Source organism: Ruegeria sp. CDSC068 (genome assembly GCF_059610545.1).
This window is the reverse complement of the sequence record NZ_JBXWNV010000005.1, coordinates 315,732-331,351: the sequence shown is the minus strand read 5'-3', so window position 1 is coordinate 331,351 and position 15,620 is coordinate 315,732. Positions and strand designations below refer to the sequence as shown.

The 15,620-nt window shown below is 58.2% G+C and carries 18 protein-coding genes; 5 read left to right on the top strand and 13 right to left on the bottom strand.

Going from position 1 to position 15,620, the window contains the following annotated elements:
• A complete protein-coding gene (locus AC2FID_RS13025) occupies nt 1–1,014 on the bottom strand; it encodes a hypothetical protein (protein WP_113790280.1) in 1,014 nt (337 codons plus the stop codon).
• Between the two features lie 153 nt (nt 1,015–1,167).
• Between AC2FID_RS13025 and AC2FID_RS13020 the strand changes: the two genes are divergently transcribed.
• Together AC2FID_RS13020 and AC2FID_RS13015 are read left to right on the top strand one after the other, a co-directional pair.
• Nucleotides 1,168–2,103 (top strand): DMT family transporter, encoded by a 936-nt coding sequence (locus AC2FID_RS13020; RefSeq protein ID WP_472724148.1) that lies wholly within the window; start codon nt 1,168–1,170, stop codon nt 2,101–2,103.
• A 321-nt stretch (nt 2,104–2,424) separates the two neighbouring features.
• Nucleotides 2,425–3,183, top strand: a complete 759-nt coding sequence (locus tag AC2FID_RS13015) for a Hint domain-containing protein (protein WP_282119944.1) — start codon at nt 2,425–2,427, stop codon at nt 3,181–3,183.
• A gap of 63 nt (nt 3,184–3,246) precedes the next feature.
• Here the strand turns inward: AC2FID_RS13015 and AC2FID_RS13010 are convergent, their stop codons facing one another.
• From AC2FID_RS13010 to AC2FID_RS12975, 8 genes are all read right to left on the bottom strand, one after another.
• Entirely contained in the window at nt 3,247–5,448 is a 2,202-nt protein-coding gene (locus AC2FID_RS13010; RefSeq protein WP_496837175.1) for a 3-hydroxyacyl-CoA dehydrogenase NAD-binding domain-containing protein, read from the bottom strand.
• Complete coding sequence (locus tag AC2FID_RS13005) at nt 5,441–5,929, bottom strand: cupin domain-containing protein (protein WP_170560902.1); 489 nt, start codon at nt 5,927–5,929, stop codon at nt 5,441–5,443. Before AC2FID_RS13005 ends, AC2FID_RS13010 begins: the two co-directional genes overlap by 8 nt.
• Nucleotides 5,929–7,140: an acetyl-CoA C-acetyltransferase gene (locus AC2FID_RS13000; protein WP_058275809.1), complete on the bottom strand. Its 1,212-nt coding sequence runs from the start codon at nt 7,138–7,140 to the stop codon at nt 5,929–5,931. Before AC2FID_RS13000 ends, AC2FID_RS13005 begins: the two co-directional genes overlap by 1 nt.
• An 11-nt stretch (nt 7,141–7,151) precedes the next feature.
• Complete coding sequence (locus AC2FID_RS12995) at nt 7,152–7,790, bottom strand: glutathione S-transferase family protein (protein WP_282153756.1); 639 nt, start codon at nt 7,788–7,790, stop codon at nt 7,152–7,154.
• A gap of 135 nt (nt 7,791–7,925) precedes the next feature.
• Nucleotides 7,926–8,138: a hypothetical protein gene (locus tag AC2FID_RS12990; RefSeq protein ID WP_058274212.1), complete on the bottom strand. Its 213-nt coding sequence runs from the start codon at nt 8,136–8,138 to the stop codon at nt 7,926–7,928.
• A gap of 54 nt (nt 8,139–8,192) precedes the next feature.
• On the bottom strand, nt 8,193–9,974 hold the full coding sequence (locus AC2FID_RS12985; RefSeq protein WP_496774883.1) for an acyl-CoA dehydrogenase C-terminal domain-containing protein: 1,782 nt from the start codon (nt 9,972–9,974) through the stop codon (nt 8,193–8,195).
• Nucleotides 9,975–10,023: 49 nt separating this feature from the next.
• On the bottom strand, nt 10,024–10,425 hold the full coding sequence (locus tag AC2FID_RS12980) for a MerR family transcriptional regulator (RefSeq protein ID WP_058274210.1): 402 nt from the start codon (nt 10,423–10,425) through the stop codon (nt 10,024–10,026).
• A 283-nt stretch (nt 10,426–10,708) separates the two neighbouring features.
• The gene (locus tag AC2FID_RS12975) at nt 10,709–11,077 is read right to left on the bottom strand and encodes a MerR family transcriptional regulator (protein WP_058275812.1); all 369 of its coding nucleotides are present in this window, start codon (nt 11,075–11,077) and stop codon (nt 10,709–10,711) included.
• A 117-nt stretch (nt 11,078–11,194) separates the two neighbouring features.
• Between AC2FID_RS12975 and AC2FID_RS12970 the strand changes: the two genes are divergently transcribed.
• The 3 genes from AC2FID_RS12970 to AC2FID_RS12960 are packed head-to-tail and all read left to right on the top strand — an operon-like array spanning nt 11,195 to nt 13,455.
• Complete coding sequence (locus AC2FID_RS12970; RefSeq protein ID WP_113790396.1) at nt 11,195–11,614, top strand: PaaI family thioesterase; 420 nt, start codon at nt 11,195–11,197, stop codon at nt 11,612–11,614.
• A complete protein-coding gene (locus AC2FID_RS12965) occupies nt 11,614–12,132 on the top strand; it encodes a PaaI family thioesterase (RefSeq protein ID WP_496837171.1) in 519 nt (172 codons plus the stop codon). Before AC2FID_RS12970 ends, AC2FID_RS12965 begins: the two co-directional genes overlap by 1 nt.
• A 6-nt stretch (nt 12,133–12,138) precedes the next feature.
• A complete protein-coding gene (locus AC2FID_RS12960) occupies nt 12,139–13,455 on the top strand; it encodes an MATE family efflux transporter (RefSeq protein ID WP_109313967.1) in 1,317 nt (438 codons plus the stop codon).
• On the opposite strand, the gene arsC is transcribed toward AC2FID_RS12960, so the two are convergent.
• From arsC to AC2FID_RS12940, 4 genes are read right to left on the bottom strand one after another with little or no spacing between them, the layout of a single operon-like run.
• Complete coding sequence (gene arsC, locus AC2FID_RS12955) at nt 13,452–13,793, bottom strand: arsenate reductase (glutaredoxin) (protein ID WP_108860207.1); 342 nt, start codon at nt 13,791–13,793, stop codon at nt 13,452–13,454. The two genes, AC2FID_RS12960 and arsC, sit on opposite strands and share 4 nt — an antisense overlap.
• A complete protein-coding gene (locus AC2FID_RS12950) occupies nt 13,790–14,848 on the bottom strand; it encodes a quinone-dependent dihydroorotate dehydrogenase (RefSeq protein WP_472724142.1) in 1,059 nt (352 codons plus the stop codon). The genes arsC and AC2FID_RS12950 overlap by 4 nt, the downstream gene beginning before the upstream one ends.
• A complete protein-coding gene (locus AC2FID_RS12945) occupies nt 14,845–15,276 on the bottom strand; it encodes a DUF1330 domain-containing protein (RefSeq protein ID WP_496704985.1) in 432 nt (143 codons plus the stop codon). Before AC2FID_RS12945 ends, AC2FID_RS12950 begins: the two co-directional genes overlap by 4 nt.
• The gene (locus tag AC2FID_RS12940) at nt 15,273–15,611 is read right to left on the bottom strand and encodes a DUF952 domain-containing protein (protein WP_496837168.1); all 339 of its coding nucleotides are present in this window, start codon (nt 15,609–15,611) and stop codon (nt 15,273–15,275) included. The genes AC2FID_RS12945 and AC2FID_RS12940 overlap by 4 nt, the downstream gene beginning before the upstream one ends.
• Between the last annotated feature and the right edge of the window lie 9 nt (nt 15,612–15,620).

Here is a 15,620-nt window from a genome sequence, read left to right as displayed (position 1 = left end):
CTACTCGCCACAGATATTCTGCAGTCGGACCCAATCGCGGTCCGGCAGCACTTGTGGCAGCGGGCGTCCGGCCATCGGGTCGGCCTCGATCAAGCCCAGAGTGTCTTCCCCCGTGACATCCACAGCATAGGCATATGGCGTTGAAGGCAGCGCCGCCTGGGCGAAAACCTCTAGCAAAGCTTGATCGGACAAAGTTGGGCGCGGTTCTGACAAGACCTGTTCGGTATAGGCGTCAACGATCTCGGGCGTCAGCTCTCCGGTTGTCAGCAGGCGAAACGCCGTAGTTGGGCCGGTTCGGTCCAGTACTTCGTCCAAGGGATCCTGTGCGGCAGCCCGCGCGCGTTCGGCGATGATGTAACCGGCGGCGATGGATGGGTCCTCGTGATCTTCAACCAATGAGCGGTTCAACAGAATGATCCCACCAGGCAGGCCGAGGCTTGTTTGTACCCCAGCGGGCAGAATAACGACCTCTCGCACTCCGGTTCGGGCTGCCAGTTGATCCAACGCAGCCTGTGCATCCTCGGAGGTGCACGAAACACCCGAAACCCGTTCAATTCGGTGCAGGATCGCATCCCCGATATCGTATCGCTTGATCTCGGGGACAACAGAAACGACGTGGCTTTGCAGTGCGGCCGGAACCCAAAACAGCAATAGTGCGGCAACTGCAGCAACCACTCCCGCAACACTAAGCCAGCGCAACCGTCCGGGATGCGGGCGCGACCGATCAATTGCCTTTTGCAAACGGTCGATCGCCGCGATCATCGTGGTCTCTGTTTCTTCCAGCTCCAGCGTTTCGTCGGGGTCGCCGTCCGGGTTAAAGATTGCGGGATAAAGTCCTGGGTTCTGTCGTTCCAGCGCAGCCAATGACCAATGGGTCAATGCCCGATCGTTGAAATCAGAAATCGTCAGCGTTGCTTCGCCAATCGACACCACAACCTCGCGCCGCTGCACGTCGGGCGAGGGGCGCCACAGACCGGTGGCTTCGATCCGTTCGTACTGTTTCAGAGCCGTCATCAAGGTGAAGTTTGCTCGTTATTATTTTGCCCCAGCTTAACATGGTAAATTCAAAGGGCGCAAACCAGTTGCGCCGTCTGCGGTAAATGTGCTGGATACAACGGCGCGCGAAGGATCGGCCTGTCGTGCTCCACTGTTATGCCGAGGTGAATGATGCAGGCGGACACTCAGACGTCACCCATACTGGCATCGGTGCTGATGATCAGCGCGATGGCCATCATCGGGGTGATAGACAACGTGGTGATCCTGTTGGCGGAAACGGTTGGCCTGTGGCAATTCCACCTGAGCCGCGCGTTGCTGATGTTGCCGCTGATCTTTGGTCTGTCGCTATTGGGGCTGGGCAGTATGCGCCCGAAACGATTTGGCCCGGTGATTCTGCGCAGCGTACTGATCACCCTGGCCATGTTGTTCTATTTCGCGTCGCTTGCGGTCATGCCGATTGCGCAGGCGCTGGCCGGGTTGTTCACATCGCCGATCTTTGTCCTGTTGATCTCGGCCCTGGCAATGAAACAACGGATTGGTCCTTGGCGTATCGTTGCGGTTTTGCTGGGGTTTGCAGGGATCCTGTGCGTGCTGCAGCTTGACCCCTACGATTTCGATACCCGCAGCCTGTTGCCGGTCGCCGGGGGCATGTTCTACGCGCTGAGTGCCGTTATCACGCGCAGCCACTGTTCGGATGAAAGCACCGTCGCTCTGTTGGCCGCGATGATCATCACGCTGGGGGCGGCCGGGGGGATCGGTCTTCTGGTTCTCGAGCTGATTCCGGTGGCCGCGCCGGATGGCCCCGACGGCTTCGCCGCCCGGGGGTGGGTCTGGCAGATGCAGCCCGCATTGCTGTGGATCGCAATACAGGCGGTTGGTTCCACGATTGCCGTCTTCATGTTGATCAAGGCCTATCAGGTGGGCGAGCCGTCCTATGTCGCGGTCTTTGAGTACTCGGTCATGATCTTCGGTCCGCTTTTTGCTTTTGCGGCCTTCAGGCAGGCAATCGGGCCGATGCAGATTGCTGGGATTGGCTTGATCGCAATCGCTGGTGCCCTGTTGGGATGGCGTGCAGGGCGCGAGGCTGCTCGGCCAGAACCGGTTTAGCCGTATCCTGAGGCCAGCTTATTGTTTTGAGAGGGCAAGCGGGGATCATTCAGACCTGACCCCGATGGGTGTAACATGACCCGGGCGATTTCAATCGACGGGCTCCGACAGATTCGGCCGCACGCATGAGCGCTGGCGGTCATTATAGTTTCCAAAAGCCCGCCAATATTTCCCAATTTCGCAGTGTTGTTCAAAGAATTGTTGTTTTTCACAGCTTTAAGGACGCAAATTGGGCAACAATGTGTCTAAACAAAGTTGGCCATGTTTAAGTTGTGCTAGTCGTTATGAGTAGTTGTTTTGTGTCAGAAGTGGGTGCGACACGTGTTAAAAGTACAGAGTGTTTTGAGTTATGAGGCCGTTCCGAACCATCAAGTGCAGGACAACCCTGCGGTTTCGCTGAACGCGCGTCGGGGTGGTTTTGTCCACGGAACTAAGATCGCGACGGATCGCGGTTGGCAGCCTGTTGAAGGACTGCAAGCAGGCGATCTGATCCGAACGATGGACAACGGGTTCAGGGCAGTCTCGCGGGTTGCGACCGATTGCATCGCAATCCCTGCCAGTGAGACCAAAGCGGAAAACCTGCCGGTCCGTGTGCCGTCAAACACTTTGTATAATGGCGATCCGGTCTGGTTGATGCCAGAGCAGGGCGTGGCGTTGGATAATACCAAACTGAACCGGGGTCCGATCACGCTGCCGATCAGCATGCCCGTGGTCCCTGCGCGGGTTCTCAGCGGTACGTTCCGGCTTTCGTCCAGCGCGCCATCATTGCTGTTTGAGGTTTGTTCGTTGTTCTTTGAGCAAGACGAAGTGATCTACATTGAGGGCGGCCTGCGCGCCTTTTGTCCTGCGGGCCGCTTTGGGTCGAACAGCCGGCCCGCGAACGCCTCTTACAAGGTGGTCGATGCTGAGCGGACCGAAGATCTGATCGACATGGTCGCGCATAGCAGGGATATAGCAGTGCTTGCAAACTCACTGGGCGCGCTACCGGCGCCGATCATGCAGAACCCGATATTTCCAGCGCGGCCTGTTATGGGCGCGCGACGTCCCGGGCGGCCGGGGCGGCCTGCTCCGATATTCTAATTTATTGAAAGCTATTGATTAAAGAATGGCGCTGGCGCGGTAACCCGCACCAGCGTCTATTTTTTAGGCAGCTTTTGCTTCGGGGTCAAAGCGACCATAGAAGCTCTGGCCTTTCTCAGCCATCTCACGCAGCAGCGGCGGGCAGGCGAAACGTTCACCATACTGTGCCGTCAACTGGTCGCAACGCTCGGTGGCGTAGGGCGTGCCAATGATGTCCAGCCAGCTGAGCGGACCACCCGACCATGGCGCAAAGCCCCAGCCAAGGATCGCACCCACGTCGCCTTCGCGGATGTCCTCTAGAACGCCTTCTTCCAGCGCGCGGACCGCTTCCAGAACCTGCGCGAACATCAGTCGTTCCTGCACTGCGATCAGGTCAGGCTGGTCCTCGGCATGCGGGTATTTCTCCTGCAGACCCATCCAGTACTCGGTACGCTTGCCTTTTTCGTCATAGTCGAAGAAGCCCGCGTTTGCCTTGCGGCCCAGACGGCCCTGTTCTTCCATCCAGAAGATCAGATCATCGCCCGGGTTTTCCGGATAGGCATCGCCCATCGCGGCTTTGGTGGCGCGAGCAATCTTGGCGCCCAGATCAATCGATGTTTCATCGTTCAGCTGAATCGGCCCAACGGGGAAGCCCAGCTGACGCGCGGCGTTGTCAATCAGCACAGGGCTGACGCCCTCGGTGATCATGCGCAAACCTTCGTTGATATAGGGGATGATGCAGCGGTTGGCGTAAAAGAAGCGTGCGTCGTTGACCACGATCGGCGTCTTGCGGATCTGGCGGACATAGTCCAGTGCCTTGGCCACCGCGCGATCACCTGTTTCCTTGCCTTTGATGATCTCGACCAGGAACATCTTCTCGACTGGCGAGAAGAAGTGGATGCCGATGAACTGATCCGGACGCACCGACGCCTTGGCCAGATCGCTGATCGGCAGGGTCGAAGTGTTCGACGCAAAAATGCAATCCTCGGGAATGATCGCCTCGACCTTCTTGGTCATCTCGGCCTTGACGCCCACATCCTCGAACACGGCTTCGATGATCAGATCGCAGCCTTTGAGGTTGTCTAGATCCGGGGTTGCGGTGATGCGACCCAGCATGGCCTCTTTCTTCTCAGCGGTGACCTTGCCGCGCTTCATACCCTTGTCCAGGTAGCTCTCGGTGTAGGCCTTGCCTTTATCCGCGGCCTCTTGGTCACGGTCGATCAGAACCACTTCCATACCGGCCTGAGCTGAGACCAGCGCGATACCGGCACCCATCATGCCCGCGCCCAGAACGCCGATCTTCTTGACCCGCTGATCGGGTACGCCCGCCGGACGCACAGCGCCTTTTTCCAACGCTTCCTTGTTCAGGAACAGCGACCGGATCATCGCACCCGACGACGGGTTCATCAAAACAGATGTAAACCAGCGCGCTTCGATCTTCAGCGCGGTGTCGAAATCGACCAGTGCGCCTTCGTAAACTGCACTCAGCAGAGCCTTAGCCGCAGGGAAGGCGCCTTGGGTTTTGCCGTTCACCATCGCCGACGCGCCGACAAAGTTCATGAAACCGGCTGGGTGGTAGGGGGCGCCGCCGGGCATCTTATAGCCCTTCGCATCCCAGGGTTTGACGATATCCGCGTCCTTGGCGTTCAGCACCCATTCCTTGGCTGCGGCCATTGGGTCGGCTGCGATCTCGTCAATATAACCCGCGCCCTTGGCTTTCTTGACGTCCAGCATTTTGCCTTCCAGCAGCAGCGGAGCGGCGGCAATCGCGCCAACCTTGCGGACCATCCGGGTGGTGCCGCCCGCGCCGGGGAAGATGCCGACCATGATCTCGGGCAGGCCATATTTGGCCTTGGGGTTTTCGGCCGCAAATATGCGATGCGTAGACAGCGGCAGTTCCATGCCAATGCCTGCGGCAGTGCCGGGCAGAACGGTCGCAATCGGCTTGCCGCCCTTCTTGGTCTTGGGGTCCATGCCCGCCATCTCGATCTTGCGCAGTAGGGCGTGCATCTGCATCGTGCCCTCGAACAAGCCTTTTGCCGGGTTGTCGCCCGCCTGTTCCTTCATCACGGCCAGCAGGTTCAGGTCCATGCCGCCTGCAAAGGAGCCTTCCTTACCGGATGTGATAACGATCCCTTTGACGTCTTCATCAGCCAGCGCCTGATCGACCAGATCGCTCAGTTGCGCCAGCCCGTCAAAGGACATCACGTTCATGGTTTTCCCGGGCACGTCCCAGGTAATAATGGCGACGCCGTCTGCGTCTTTGCTCAGAGTGAAATCAGTCATTGTCATCTCCAATCTGGTCAGCCGTCAGCGGGCTGCCATCTTTGCGGGTGAAGGCGAATCCGTTCTCATCATCCTTCACCATCATGTCTATGTCGCTGTAATAGCCGGTCTCGGTCGGGGTCCGTGTGCCCACCACCAGAAAGGTCGCGGGCGCATCGGTTTTGTTCACAAGGTGGTGGCCGTTGGCCTCACCTGCGGGCCAAGCGGCGCAATCGCCGGGCTGCATCTCATGCTCACCATCGTCATCGATCAGCACGCAGGTGCCGCTGAGCATGATGGCAAATTCGTCCTGCTCCATGTGGTAATGGCGCAGCGAAGACATGCCTTGCGGTTCCAACCGCACGATGTTGACCCCGTATTGGGACAGCCCGCCTGCATCGCCCACACGCTGGACGAAACGACCTGCGGTCGCCTCGGCCAGTTTGCCGGGATAGGCCGAGCCACCCTGAAACGGGATCTGAGAGAGATCCAGCTTGGGCATCAGACGCGCTCGATGATCGTCGCTGCACCCATACCGGATGCAATGCAGAGCGTGGCCAGACCGGTTTCCTTGTCCTGACGCTCCAGTTCATCCAGCAGAGTGCCGATGATCATCGCACCGGTTGCGCCCAGCGGGTGGCCCATGGCGATCGAACCGCCGTTGACGTTGACCAAACCGGGGTCGACATCAAACGCCTGCTGGAACCGCAGAACGACTGAGGCAAAAGCTTCGTTCACTTCGAACAGGTCCAGATCACTGATCTTCATTCCGTTGTCGGCCAGAATCTTCTCGGTCACCGGTACCGGGCCAGTCAGCATGATGGTCGGATCGGTGCCAATCTTGGCAGTCGCTTTGATGCGGGCACGTGGCTTGAGGCCGTATTTCTCACCGAATTCCTTGTTGCCGATGAGAACCGCCGCAGCACCGTCCACGATGCCCGAGCTGTTGCCCGCGTGGTGGATGTGGTTGATCTTTTCCAGATGCGGGTATTTCAGCATGGCCACCTTGTCGAAGCCGGGCATCTGTTCGCCCATCATCTGGAAGGCCGGGTTCAGGCCACCAAGGCTTTGCATGTCAGTGCCGGGGCGCATGTATTCGTCGCGGTCCAGAATGGTCAGGCCGTTCTGATCTTTGATGGTGATAACCGATTTCTCAAAGCGGTTGTCTGCCCATGCTTCCGCGGCTCGGCGTTGCGATTCCATCGCCAACGCGTCTGCGTCATCACGGCTAAAGCCATATTCGGTCGCGATGATATCGGCCGAGATTCCCTGTGGCACGAAATAGGTGTCCATCGCCAGCGAGGGATCAACGGCAATCGCTGCGCCGTCGCTGCCCATGGCAACGCGTCCCATCATTTCCACGCCACCTGCGATGTACGCCTGGCCAGCGCCGCCTTTGACCTGGTTTGCTGCCAGGTTCACTGCTTCCATGCCGGACGCACAGAAACGGTTGATCGCCAGACCGGGGATCGACTGGTCCAGGTCCGAGGCCAGAACAGCCGAGCGTGCCAGACAGCCGCCTTGTTCCATCACTTGCGTGACATTTCCCCAGATCACGTCCTCAACGGCGTGGCCTTCCAGATTGTTGCGCTCTTTCATCGCATTCAGGGTCAGGGCGGACAGGCGTACCGAGGTTACCTCGTGCAGACTGCCATCCTTGCGGCCCTTGCCGCGCGGGGTGCGCAGGGCGTCATAAATATAAGCTTCGGTCATGGGGTCTCTCCTTAAGCTCGATCCGACGGTTTGCCGGGCATCAGGTCATAGGGGTGTTTCCAGCCTGGCTGTTCCGACAAGCGGGTCAGCCAGGCGTCGATATGGGGCCAGTCGGCACGGTCAAAGCCGAATGGTTCAGGATAGTACAGATAACTGCAGCAGCTGAGATCGGCATTCGTGACGTCATTACCAACAATCCAATCGCGACCTTCAAGATGAGTGTTCAGAACGTCATAAGCCGCTTTGAGGCGACCTTGATTGAAGGCAATTACATCAGGATTTCGGTGCTGTTCCGGCAGAAAGTTGATCAGGAAACGGGTCAAGCCAGCCATTGAGCTGAGCTTGTGATTGTCCCACAGCACCCAGCGAAGAACGTCGTAGTTCTCATCCCGGTTCTTGCCGCCGAACTTGCCGGATTTCTCAGTCACATAGGCCTGAATGGCACCCGATTGGCTGGTTCGGAAATCGCCATCGACCAGCACGGGCGCTTCGCCCATTTCATTGACTTCGGCGCGGTATTCGGGAGTACGTGTCACGCCTTTGAAGAAGTCTACAAAAACCGGCTCCCAGTCCAGCCCGGACATTTCCAGGGCCAAGGCAGCCTTGTAGCTGTTTCCGCTTTCTCCGAAGCAATGAAGTTCGATTGTCATGCGATCGCCCCTCCCAAGGCGTACGGTGCGAAGTCGAAACTCGCGTATTTCGAGAAAGACGATCCGCTTGGCTGTGCGCCAAAGGGCATTGTCTTGCTGAAAACACGCCCACCTGAGTGAAGGTGGCTGTAGTGTTTAACGCTTGCGGTCATCCAACTCGGAATTGAAGATTCGCAGGCGATGGGTCAGGTTGTCCTCGTTGATCACGCTGTTGAAATTCTCGAATAGAAACGACAGCGCCTCTCCTTCGTCCAATCCAGCATCACGCGCGAACGCCTTGAGCTTGCGATACCCGTCTTCGGTCATTGCGACGGGAAAGCGGCGGGTTAGTCGAAAACGCTTTGGCATGTGGTTCCTCCGGTAAGCTGGGTCCGGGCATTATCGCCCGGACCCAGACTGAGATCAGAAGTTCGCCGCGTCCAGAGCCATGACCGTGTCCGCGCCCGTCTGGATGCGTGCCAGATGCATGCCTGTAGCAGGCAGGCGGCGCGCCATGTAGAAACGGCCGGTGTTGATCTTGGTCTCGTAGAACTCCTTGTCCGACGCGCCGCCATCCAGCGCATCTTGCGCGGCTTTGGCCATCTGCGCCCACATCAAGCCCAAGCAAACATGTCCAAACATGTGCATGAAGTCATAAGAACCGGACAGAGCATTGTTGGGGTTCTTCATGCCTTCCTGCATGAAGTACATGCCAGCGGCCTGCAGGTCTTTGGACGCAGCCTTCAGCGGTTCGATGAAGGCCTTGTCATAGGCTTCGTCTTTACCAGCGTTGTCTTTGCAGAAGGTCTTGACCATGTCGAAGAACGCCATGACGTGCTTGCCGCCGTCTTGCGCCAGCTTACGACCGACAAGGTCCAACGCCTGAACGCCGTTGGCGCCTTCGTAGATCATCGCGATGCGTGCGTCGCGGGTGTATTGCGACATGCCCCATTCTTCGATGTAGCCATGACCGCCATAGACCTGCTGTGCCTGAACGGTCATGTCATAGCCCTGATCGGTCAAAAAGCCTTTGATGACCGGTGTCAGCAGCGAGATCAGTCCGTCCGCATCTTTGTCGTTTGACCGGTGTGCTTTGTCGATCATGGTCGCGCCCCACAGGATGAACGCGCGCGCACCTTCGGTGAAGCTTTTCTGATCCATCAGGTTGCGGCGGATGTCCGGGTGCACGATCAGCGGATCGGCGGGGCCGTCCGGGTTCTTTACACCGGTCACGTCACGGCCCTGCAGGCGGTCTTTGGCGTATTCGACGGCATTCTGGTACGCGGCCTCTGCCTGAGACAGGCCTTGCATGCCCACACCCAGACGCGCTTCGTTCATCATGGTGAACATGGCACGCATGCCTTTGTGCTCTTCGCCCAGCAGCCAGCCGGTGGCTTCGTCATAGTTCATGACGCAGGTCGAGTTGCCGTGGATACCCATCTTCTCTTCGATCTTGCCGACCGAGACACCGTTACGCTCGCCCGGCGTACCATCTTCATTGACGATGAACTTGGGCACGATGAACAGGGAGACGCCCTTGATGCCTTCGGGGCCGCCGGGGATCTTGGCCAACACCAGGTGGATGATGTTGTCAGCCATGTCGTGATCGCCGGACGAGATAAATATCTTTTGGCCCGAAATCTTATAGCTGCCATCGCCTTGTGGTTCTGCCTTGGTGCGCATCAGGCCCAGATCGGTGCCGCAATGCGGTTCCGTCAGGTTCATGGTGCCGGTCCATTCGCAGCTGACCATATTGGGCAGGTATTTGTCTTTCTGTTCGTCGGTTCCGTGCGCCAGGATCGCTGACGCCGCGCCGTGCGTCAGGCCCTGATACATCACGAATGCCTGGTTCGCAGCCGAGAACATCTCGCCAACGGCGGTGCCCAGGACGTATGGCATGTTCTGACCGCCATACTCTTCCGGCATGTCGAGGCCAGTCCAGCCACCTTCTTTCATCTGCTCAAAAGCGTCTTTGAACCCGGTGGGCGTGTATACGATACCGTTTTCCAATCGGCATCCTTCGGTGTCCCCAACCACGTTCAGCGGGTGCAGAACATTGGTGGCCACTTTGCCTGCTTCTTCCAGAACGGCGCCTGTGAATTCGGCTTCAAGCTCGTTGTACCCCGGAACGTCGGAGTCCGAGATTTTCAGTACGTCGTGCAGAATGAACTGCGTATCTTTGGTTGGCGCGTTGTAGACGGGCATGTGAAGCTCCCTTTAATTCATATGTCCGGGTGGTAGGCAGGCGAGGGGGTTACTCGGCAGCCTTTTTGTCTTGTTTGACCGAGGCGATGACTTTCTCGCCCCAGCGCAACTGTTCTTTCAGATCGTCGATCGCCTGGGTCAGTTCCTCACGGCGCGCTTCCATATCTTCCAGGCGCTCGCACGCAATTTCATAGGTGCGTGATATCTGAGTCATCTGTTGGTCGCCGACATGGTAAAGGTCCAGAAGCTGGCGTATTTCTTCAAGGCTGAACCCAAAGCGCTTGCCGCGCAGGATGAGTTTCAGGCGGGCACGATCACTTTTGGTGAACAGCCGTTTCTGACCTTCGCGGATCGGAAACAAAAGCTCTTTGGCCTCGTAAAACCGCAACGTGCGGGGCGTGACATCATATGTCTCGCACATTTCTCGGATGGTCATCAGATCTTCGGTCATGGTTTCAGCACTCTCGTCACTGGCGTCAATGAAAGTCAGTTGCGCAGTCGATGCGCACGTTACAACATGTAGATGACGTTCACGTAATGTGAACGCTGCGTCACAACAGAAGTTTACGTAACTTCCGCGCGCGTCAAGTCGCGGATTTCCGACTTTTTCGGAATTAACGTAACGGAATTTGTGGGTGCCAATTCCCGCAGAGCGACCCAACACACCTTAAGGCATGGCCGAAGTGTGCGAGATTCGCTTCATTTTTTGAGTGCGCGATGGTGCGCCAACGGAATCACTCGAGCGATTTGGCAGTCTGGTCGCGCATCTCGGTCAGGGCATCAATTGCCTCGTCCAATTGCTGTTTTTGCTGGTTCAGTTCGACGATCTGCTTATCCGCGACGTCGACAAATGCACGCATTTGGATCTCGTTGCCTTCATTTTCATAGATCAGCAGCCACTGCCGGATATCTTCCAGCGAAAACCCATATTTGCGGCCGCGCAGGATCAAAGTCATGCGTGCGCATTCCCGCGGACCATAATATCGCGATCTGCCTTCCCGATCGGGTTGCAGCAATTCGATGTACTCATAGTAGCGCAGGGTACGTGGAGTCACATCGTACTCGGCGCACATCTCTTTGAATGACAAACGGTTGTCGGACATTCCTGATCTCCTCTGGCGCAGCCTATGTTCTGTCAGCGGCAAGCGCAACCGGCGGGCTTGCTCTTTTGGCGGACACGGGCTCATAAAGGGATAAACCAAAAGAACGGATTCAAGTACATGGTCGACAAAGCCGCAATTGCGCGCCAGTTCATCGAGGCGATCCCGCATGCAAGGGCGTTGGGTCTGAAGCTGACCTCAATCGGAAATGGCGAAGCGGGTATTACAATGCCGTACAGCAAAGAGCTTGTTGGCGATCCGCGCACCGGGGTGATTCATGGCGGCGCTGTTTTCGCCGCACTGGATACCTGTTGTGGTGCCGCCGTCATGAGCCATCCGTCGGCCCCAGGGGGTACGGCGACAATTGACCTGAGGATCGACTATATGCGGGCGGCAACACCGGGACAGACGATAACGACCCAGGCGACATGCTACCACATCACACGGAACGTCGCCTTTGTGCGCGCGACGGCGATGGACGAAGACGAAGGTCTTCCAGTGGCCACAGCGGCAGGGTCATTCACGGTGGAGGGTCTGTAATGGTGCGTACTCGCCCGGAACCCGTCCAGGTCGTAAAACAACGCCGGGATGCGGCGTTGAACGCGATTGTCGATGGTGTGCCCTACATTCGGTTCCTCGACATCGGCTTTGATCGCCGCGGTGATGAACTGACTGGTGTTTTGAACTTTGACCAGAAACTGATCGGTAATCCGTTACTGCCCGCATTGCATGGCGGCGTCACGGCGGCGTTTCTAGAAGTCACGGCCGTCATCACGCTGAGTTGGGAGTTCTTGCTGCCCAAGATCGAAAGCGGGGAACTGAATGCCAGTGATATCGCCGACTACGAAAAAGTACGTTTTCCAAAGACCGTCGATTTCACCGTCGACTATCTGCGGTCAGGCCTGCCGCGTGATGCTTATGCACGCGCGTTCATCAGTCGGGCCGGGCGTCGCTATGCCTCTGTCCGGGTCGAGGCCTGGCAGGACAATCACGCGAAGCTCTTTGCACAGGCTTCGGGGCATTTCCTGATGCCGCGGCCCACTACCGACGGAAAATAGAAAGCTATGCAGGACGCTTCGGCACCCATTACGCATAAGCGGGTGCTCCGGATTGCAGCGCCGATCGTATTGTCCAATGCGACGGTGCCAATTCTGGGGGCGGTGGATACTGGTGTCGTGGGGCAGTTGGGTCAGGCGGCCCCAATCGGTGCGGTCGGCATGGGAGCCGTTATTCTAGCGACCATCTACTGGGTGTTCGGGTTCTTGCGTATGGGGACAACCGGTCTTGCTGCCCAGGCACGTGGTGCAGGGGACACGGCGGAAACCGGAGCCTTGCTGATGCGCGGGCTATTGTTGGGCGGCGCGGCAGGTTTGTTCTTTATCCTGACACAAGTCTGGTTGTTCTGGGGGGCGTTCGCCCTGTCTCCAGCCAGTCCCGAGGTCGAGTCGCTGACCCGCGCCTATCTGGAGATCCGTATCTGGGGTGCCCCGGCAACGATTGCGCTTTTTGCCGTCACGGGCTGGCTGATCGCGGTAGAGCGCACCAAGGGTGTGTTTGTTTTGCAGATCTGGATGAACGGGCTGAACATCGTTCTGGATCTCTGGTTTGTTCTTGGCCTTGGCTGGGGCGTCGAAGGTGTCGCCATCGCGACGCTGATCGCCGAATGGACCGGGTTGGCGCTTGGTCTCTGGTTGTGCCACGACGCTTTCGCTGGAAATCAGTGGCGCGACTGGCCCAGGATCTTTGACCCAGCGCGTCTGCGCCGAATGATGCAGGTGAACGGCGACATAATGGTGCGTTCGGTGCTTTTGACCGGCGCATTTACCACTTTTTTGTTTGTTGGTTCCGATCTGGGGGACGTCAATCTGGCGGCAAATCAGGTGCTGCTGCAATTTCTTGAGATCACGGCTTTTGCCTTGGACGGTTTCGCATTCTCTGCCGAGGCGCTGGTGGGCAGTGCGGTCGGCGCGCGTGATCGGGCCCAGGTACGGCGCGCGTCGATCATGGCCTCGCAATGGGGCGTCGGAGGTGCGTTTGCCCTGGGTCTTGTGTTTTTTCTGACCGGACCATCCCTGATTGATCTGATGTCAACCTCACCCGAAGTACGGGTTGCCGCGCGCGAGTTTCTGCTCTGGGCGGCCCTTGCGCCGGTGATCGGCGTAGCCAGCTGGATGTTCGACGGTATCTATATCGGGGCGACCTGGACCCGCGCCATGCGGCAGGCGATGATCCAGTCCGTCGCGATCTATGTGGTGGCCCTGTTCCTGCTGGTGCCGACGTTCGGCAACCATGGGCTTTGGGCCGCGCTGATGGTCCTGAACATCGTGCGCGGGGTCACGTTGGGTTGGCGTTACCCTAAGCTGGAAGCGCAGATCGCTTAAAGCAGCGACAGCAGGTTTTCGGGCGGACGACCAATCGCGGCCTTGTCACCGGCAATGGCCAGAGGACGCTCGATCAGGATGGGGTTTTCCGCCATAGACTGGATTAGGTCATCATCGGGTGTCGTTTTCGTCAAGCCTAGTTCCTTGAACCGCTTTTCGCCTGTCCGCATCATCTCGATGGCCGGAATTCCCAATTGGGACAGCACCGCGCGCAGCTCATCAGACGACGGCGCATCCTCCAGATACTTCCGAACCTTGACGGTCGCACCTTTTTCTTCCAGCAACGCCAGACCTGTGCGGGATTTTGAACAGCGCGGGTTATGCCAATATTCAATCACAGCCAGTCCTCTCTTTTGCTGCCAACCGCCTCTGCCACCGAAGTGAACCCGTCTTGCGCCAGCAGTTCATCCAGACCTTCGGCAATTTCTGCGGCCAATGAAATGCCGCCATATACCATGGCCGTATAGAACTGCACAGCCGAAGCCCCGGCGCAGATCTTGGCGTAAGCCTGCTTTGCCGTCCCGATCCCGCCAACGCCAATCAATGGGATTTGCCCGTCGGTCAACTGGCTAAGACGTGCCAGAACGCGGGTCGATTTCTGGAATAACGGTGCGCCGGACAGACCGCCTGCTTCACCCTTATGGGCACTGCGCAGACCTTCGCGTGACAGGGTCGTGTTGGTGGCAATCACCGCATCCACGCCGGTTTCGCGGGCCACATCGGCGATGTCTTGCAATTCGCCTTCGGTCAGATCCGGAGCAATCTTCAGGAAGATTGGCAAGGGGCGGGGCAGTGCGTTGCGCGTCTCAATCACGCCGCTTAGCAACGCACTCAGGGCCGCCTTGCCCTGAAGATCACGCAGTTTTTCCGTATTCGGGGATGAGACGTTGACCGTGGCAAAATCCAGATGCGCGGCGCAATGGGCCAGGACCTTGGCAAAATCGCCGGGGCGGTCGTCGCTGTCTTTGTTGGCACCCAGGTTCAGGCCAATCACCGCGTCCTTTGGGCGGTCAGCCAGACGGCGGGCCATGACCTCCATGCCTTCGTTGTTGAACCCGAACCGGTTGATGGCGGCCATGTCCTGGGTCAGGCGGAACAGGCGTGGTTTCGGGTTGCCGGGCTGCGGGCGCGGGGTCACGGCACCGACCTCAATAAACCCGAACCCTGCGCGGGACAAAGGCGCAAGAACCTCACCATTCTTGTCGAATCCTGCGGCCAGGCCAACGGGATTCGGCAGGTCCAATCCCGCCACTTCGGTGCGCAACCGACTGGAGGTCACTGGACCCGGCGCAGGGGCCAATCCGGCCTTTAGCGCCTTGATCGATAATCCGTGAGCTGTCTCAGGATCCATGCGGTGCAGGGCTGCCAGCCCCAGTTTTTCAGTCAGTTTCATCCGAATGCCTCTCCGCCAATGGTAGGGGCGCATCGTATAAGGCGCGAGGTTTCGACGGCGGCTTGGCGGTGCACCACAGCCATTTGGTAAACCGGGTCCGTCACCATTTCCAGAAACGCGTGCGCTGTGGGATAGCGGGCGATGAATACTGCGTCCCAGTTTTCGTTTTGCGGGCCGATCAGTGTCGTCTGAAACACGCCGCGCCACAGGATCGAAGCGCCAAGGCGCGCTATGATCGGAGCGGTTTCCGAGCCGTACTTGCCGTAAGCCTGCGCGCCGGTCAGCCCGGCATCCACGAGTTTGTGCCCTGCGGGATACTCAGCAGCGTCGCGGAACTTCACCAAGTTCAGCATCTCGATCGGGTGGTCCCGATCAAGGTCCTTGAAGGCCTCAAACTGGGCGCGGTCCGGATCGACGAAATTGGTCATTCCATATCCTTGGGAAACTGGTGAGCGGTTCTATCAAAGGGCAGGGCGCGCGACCAGACAACATCGGTCATTTTGATCTGCCGATAAAGATGCGGGAAAAGCGCGCCACCCCGCGAAACTTCCCATTTCAAGTCGTCGCCCATCGCATCGGCGTCACACGCCAGCAGGGTCAGCCCTTCGACCCCGGCAAAATGTTTGGCGGCTGTTTCTGCCGCCTGCTTGGCAGTCGAGAAGTGAACATATCCGTCAGAGACATCAATCGGCGCCCCGTCTGATGCGCCTTGCGCCTGTAACGTGGCCCATTCATCGGCCCGAAAAATTTTGTAAATCAGCATGCGGTCGTG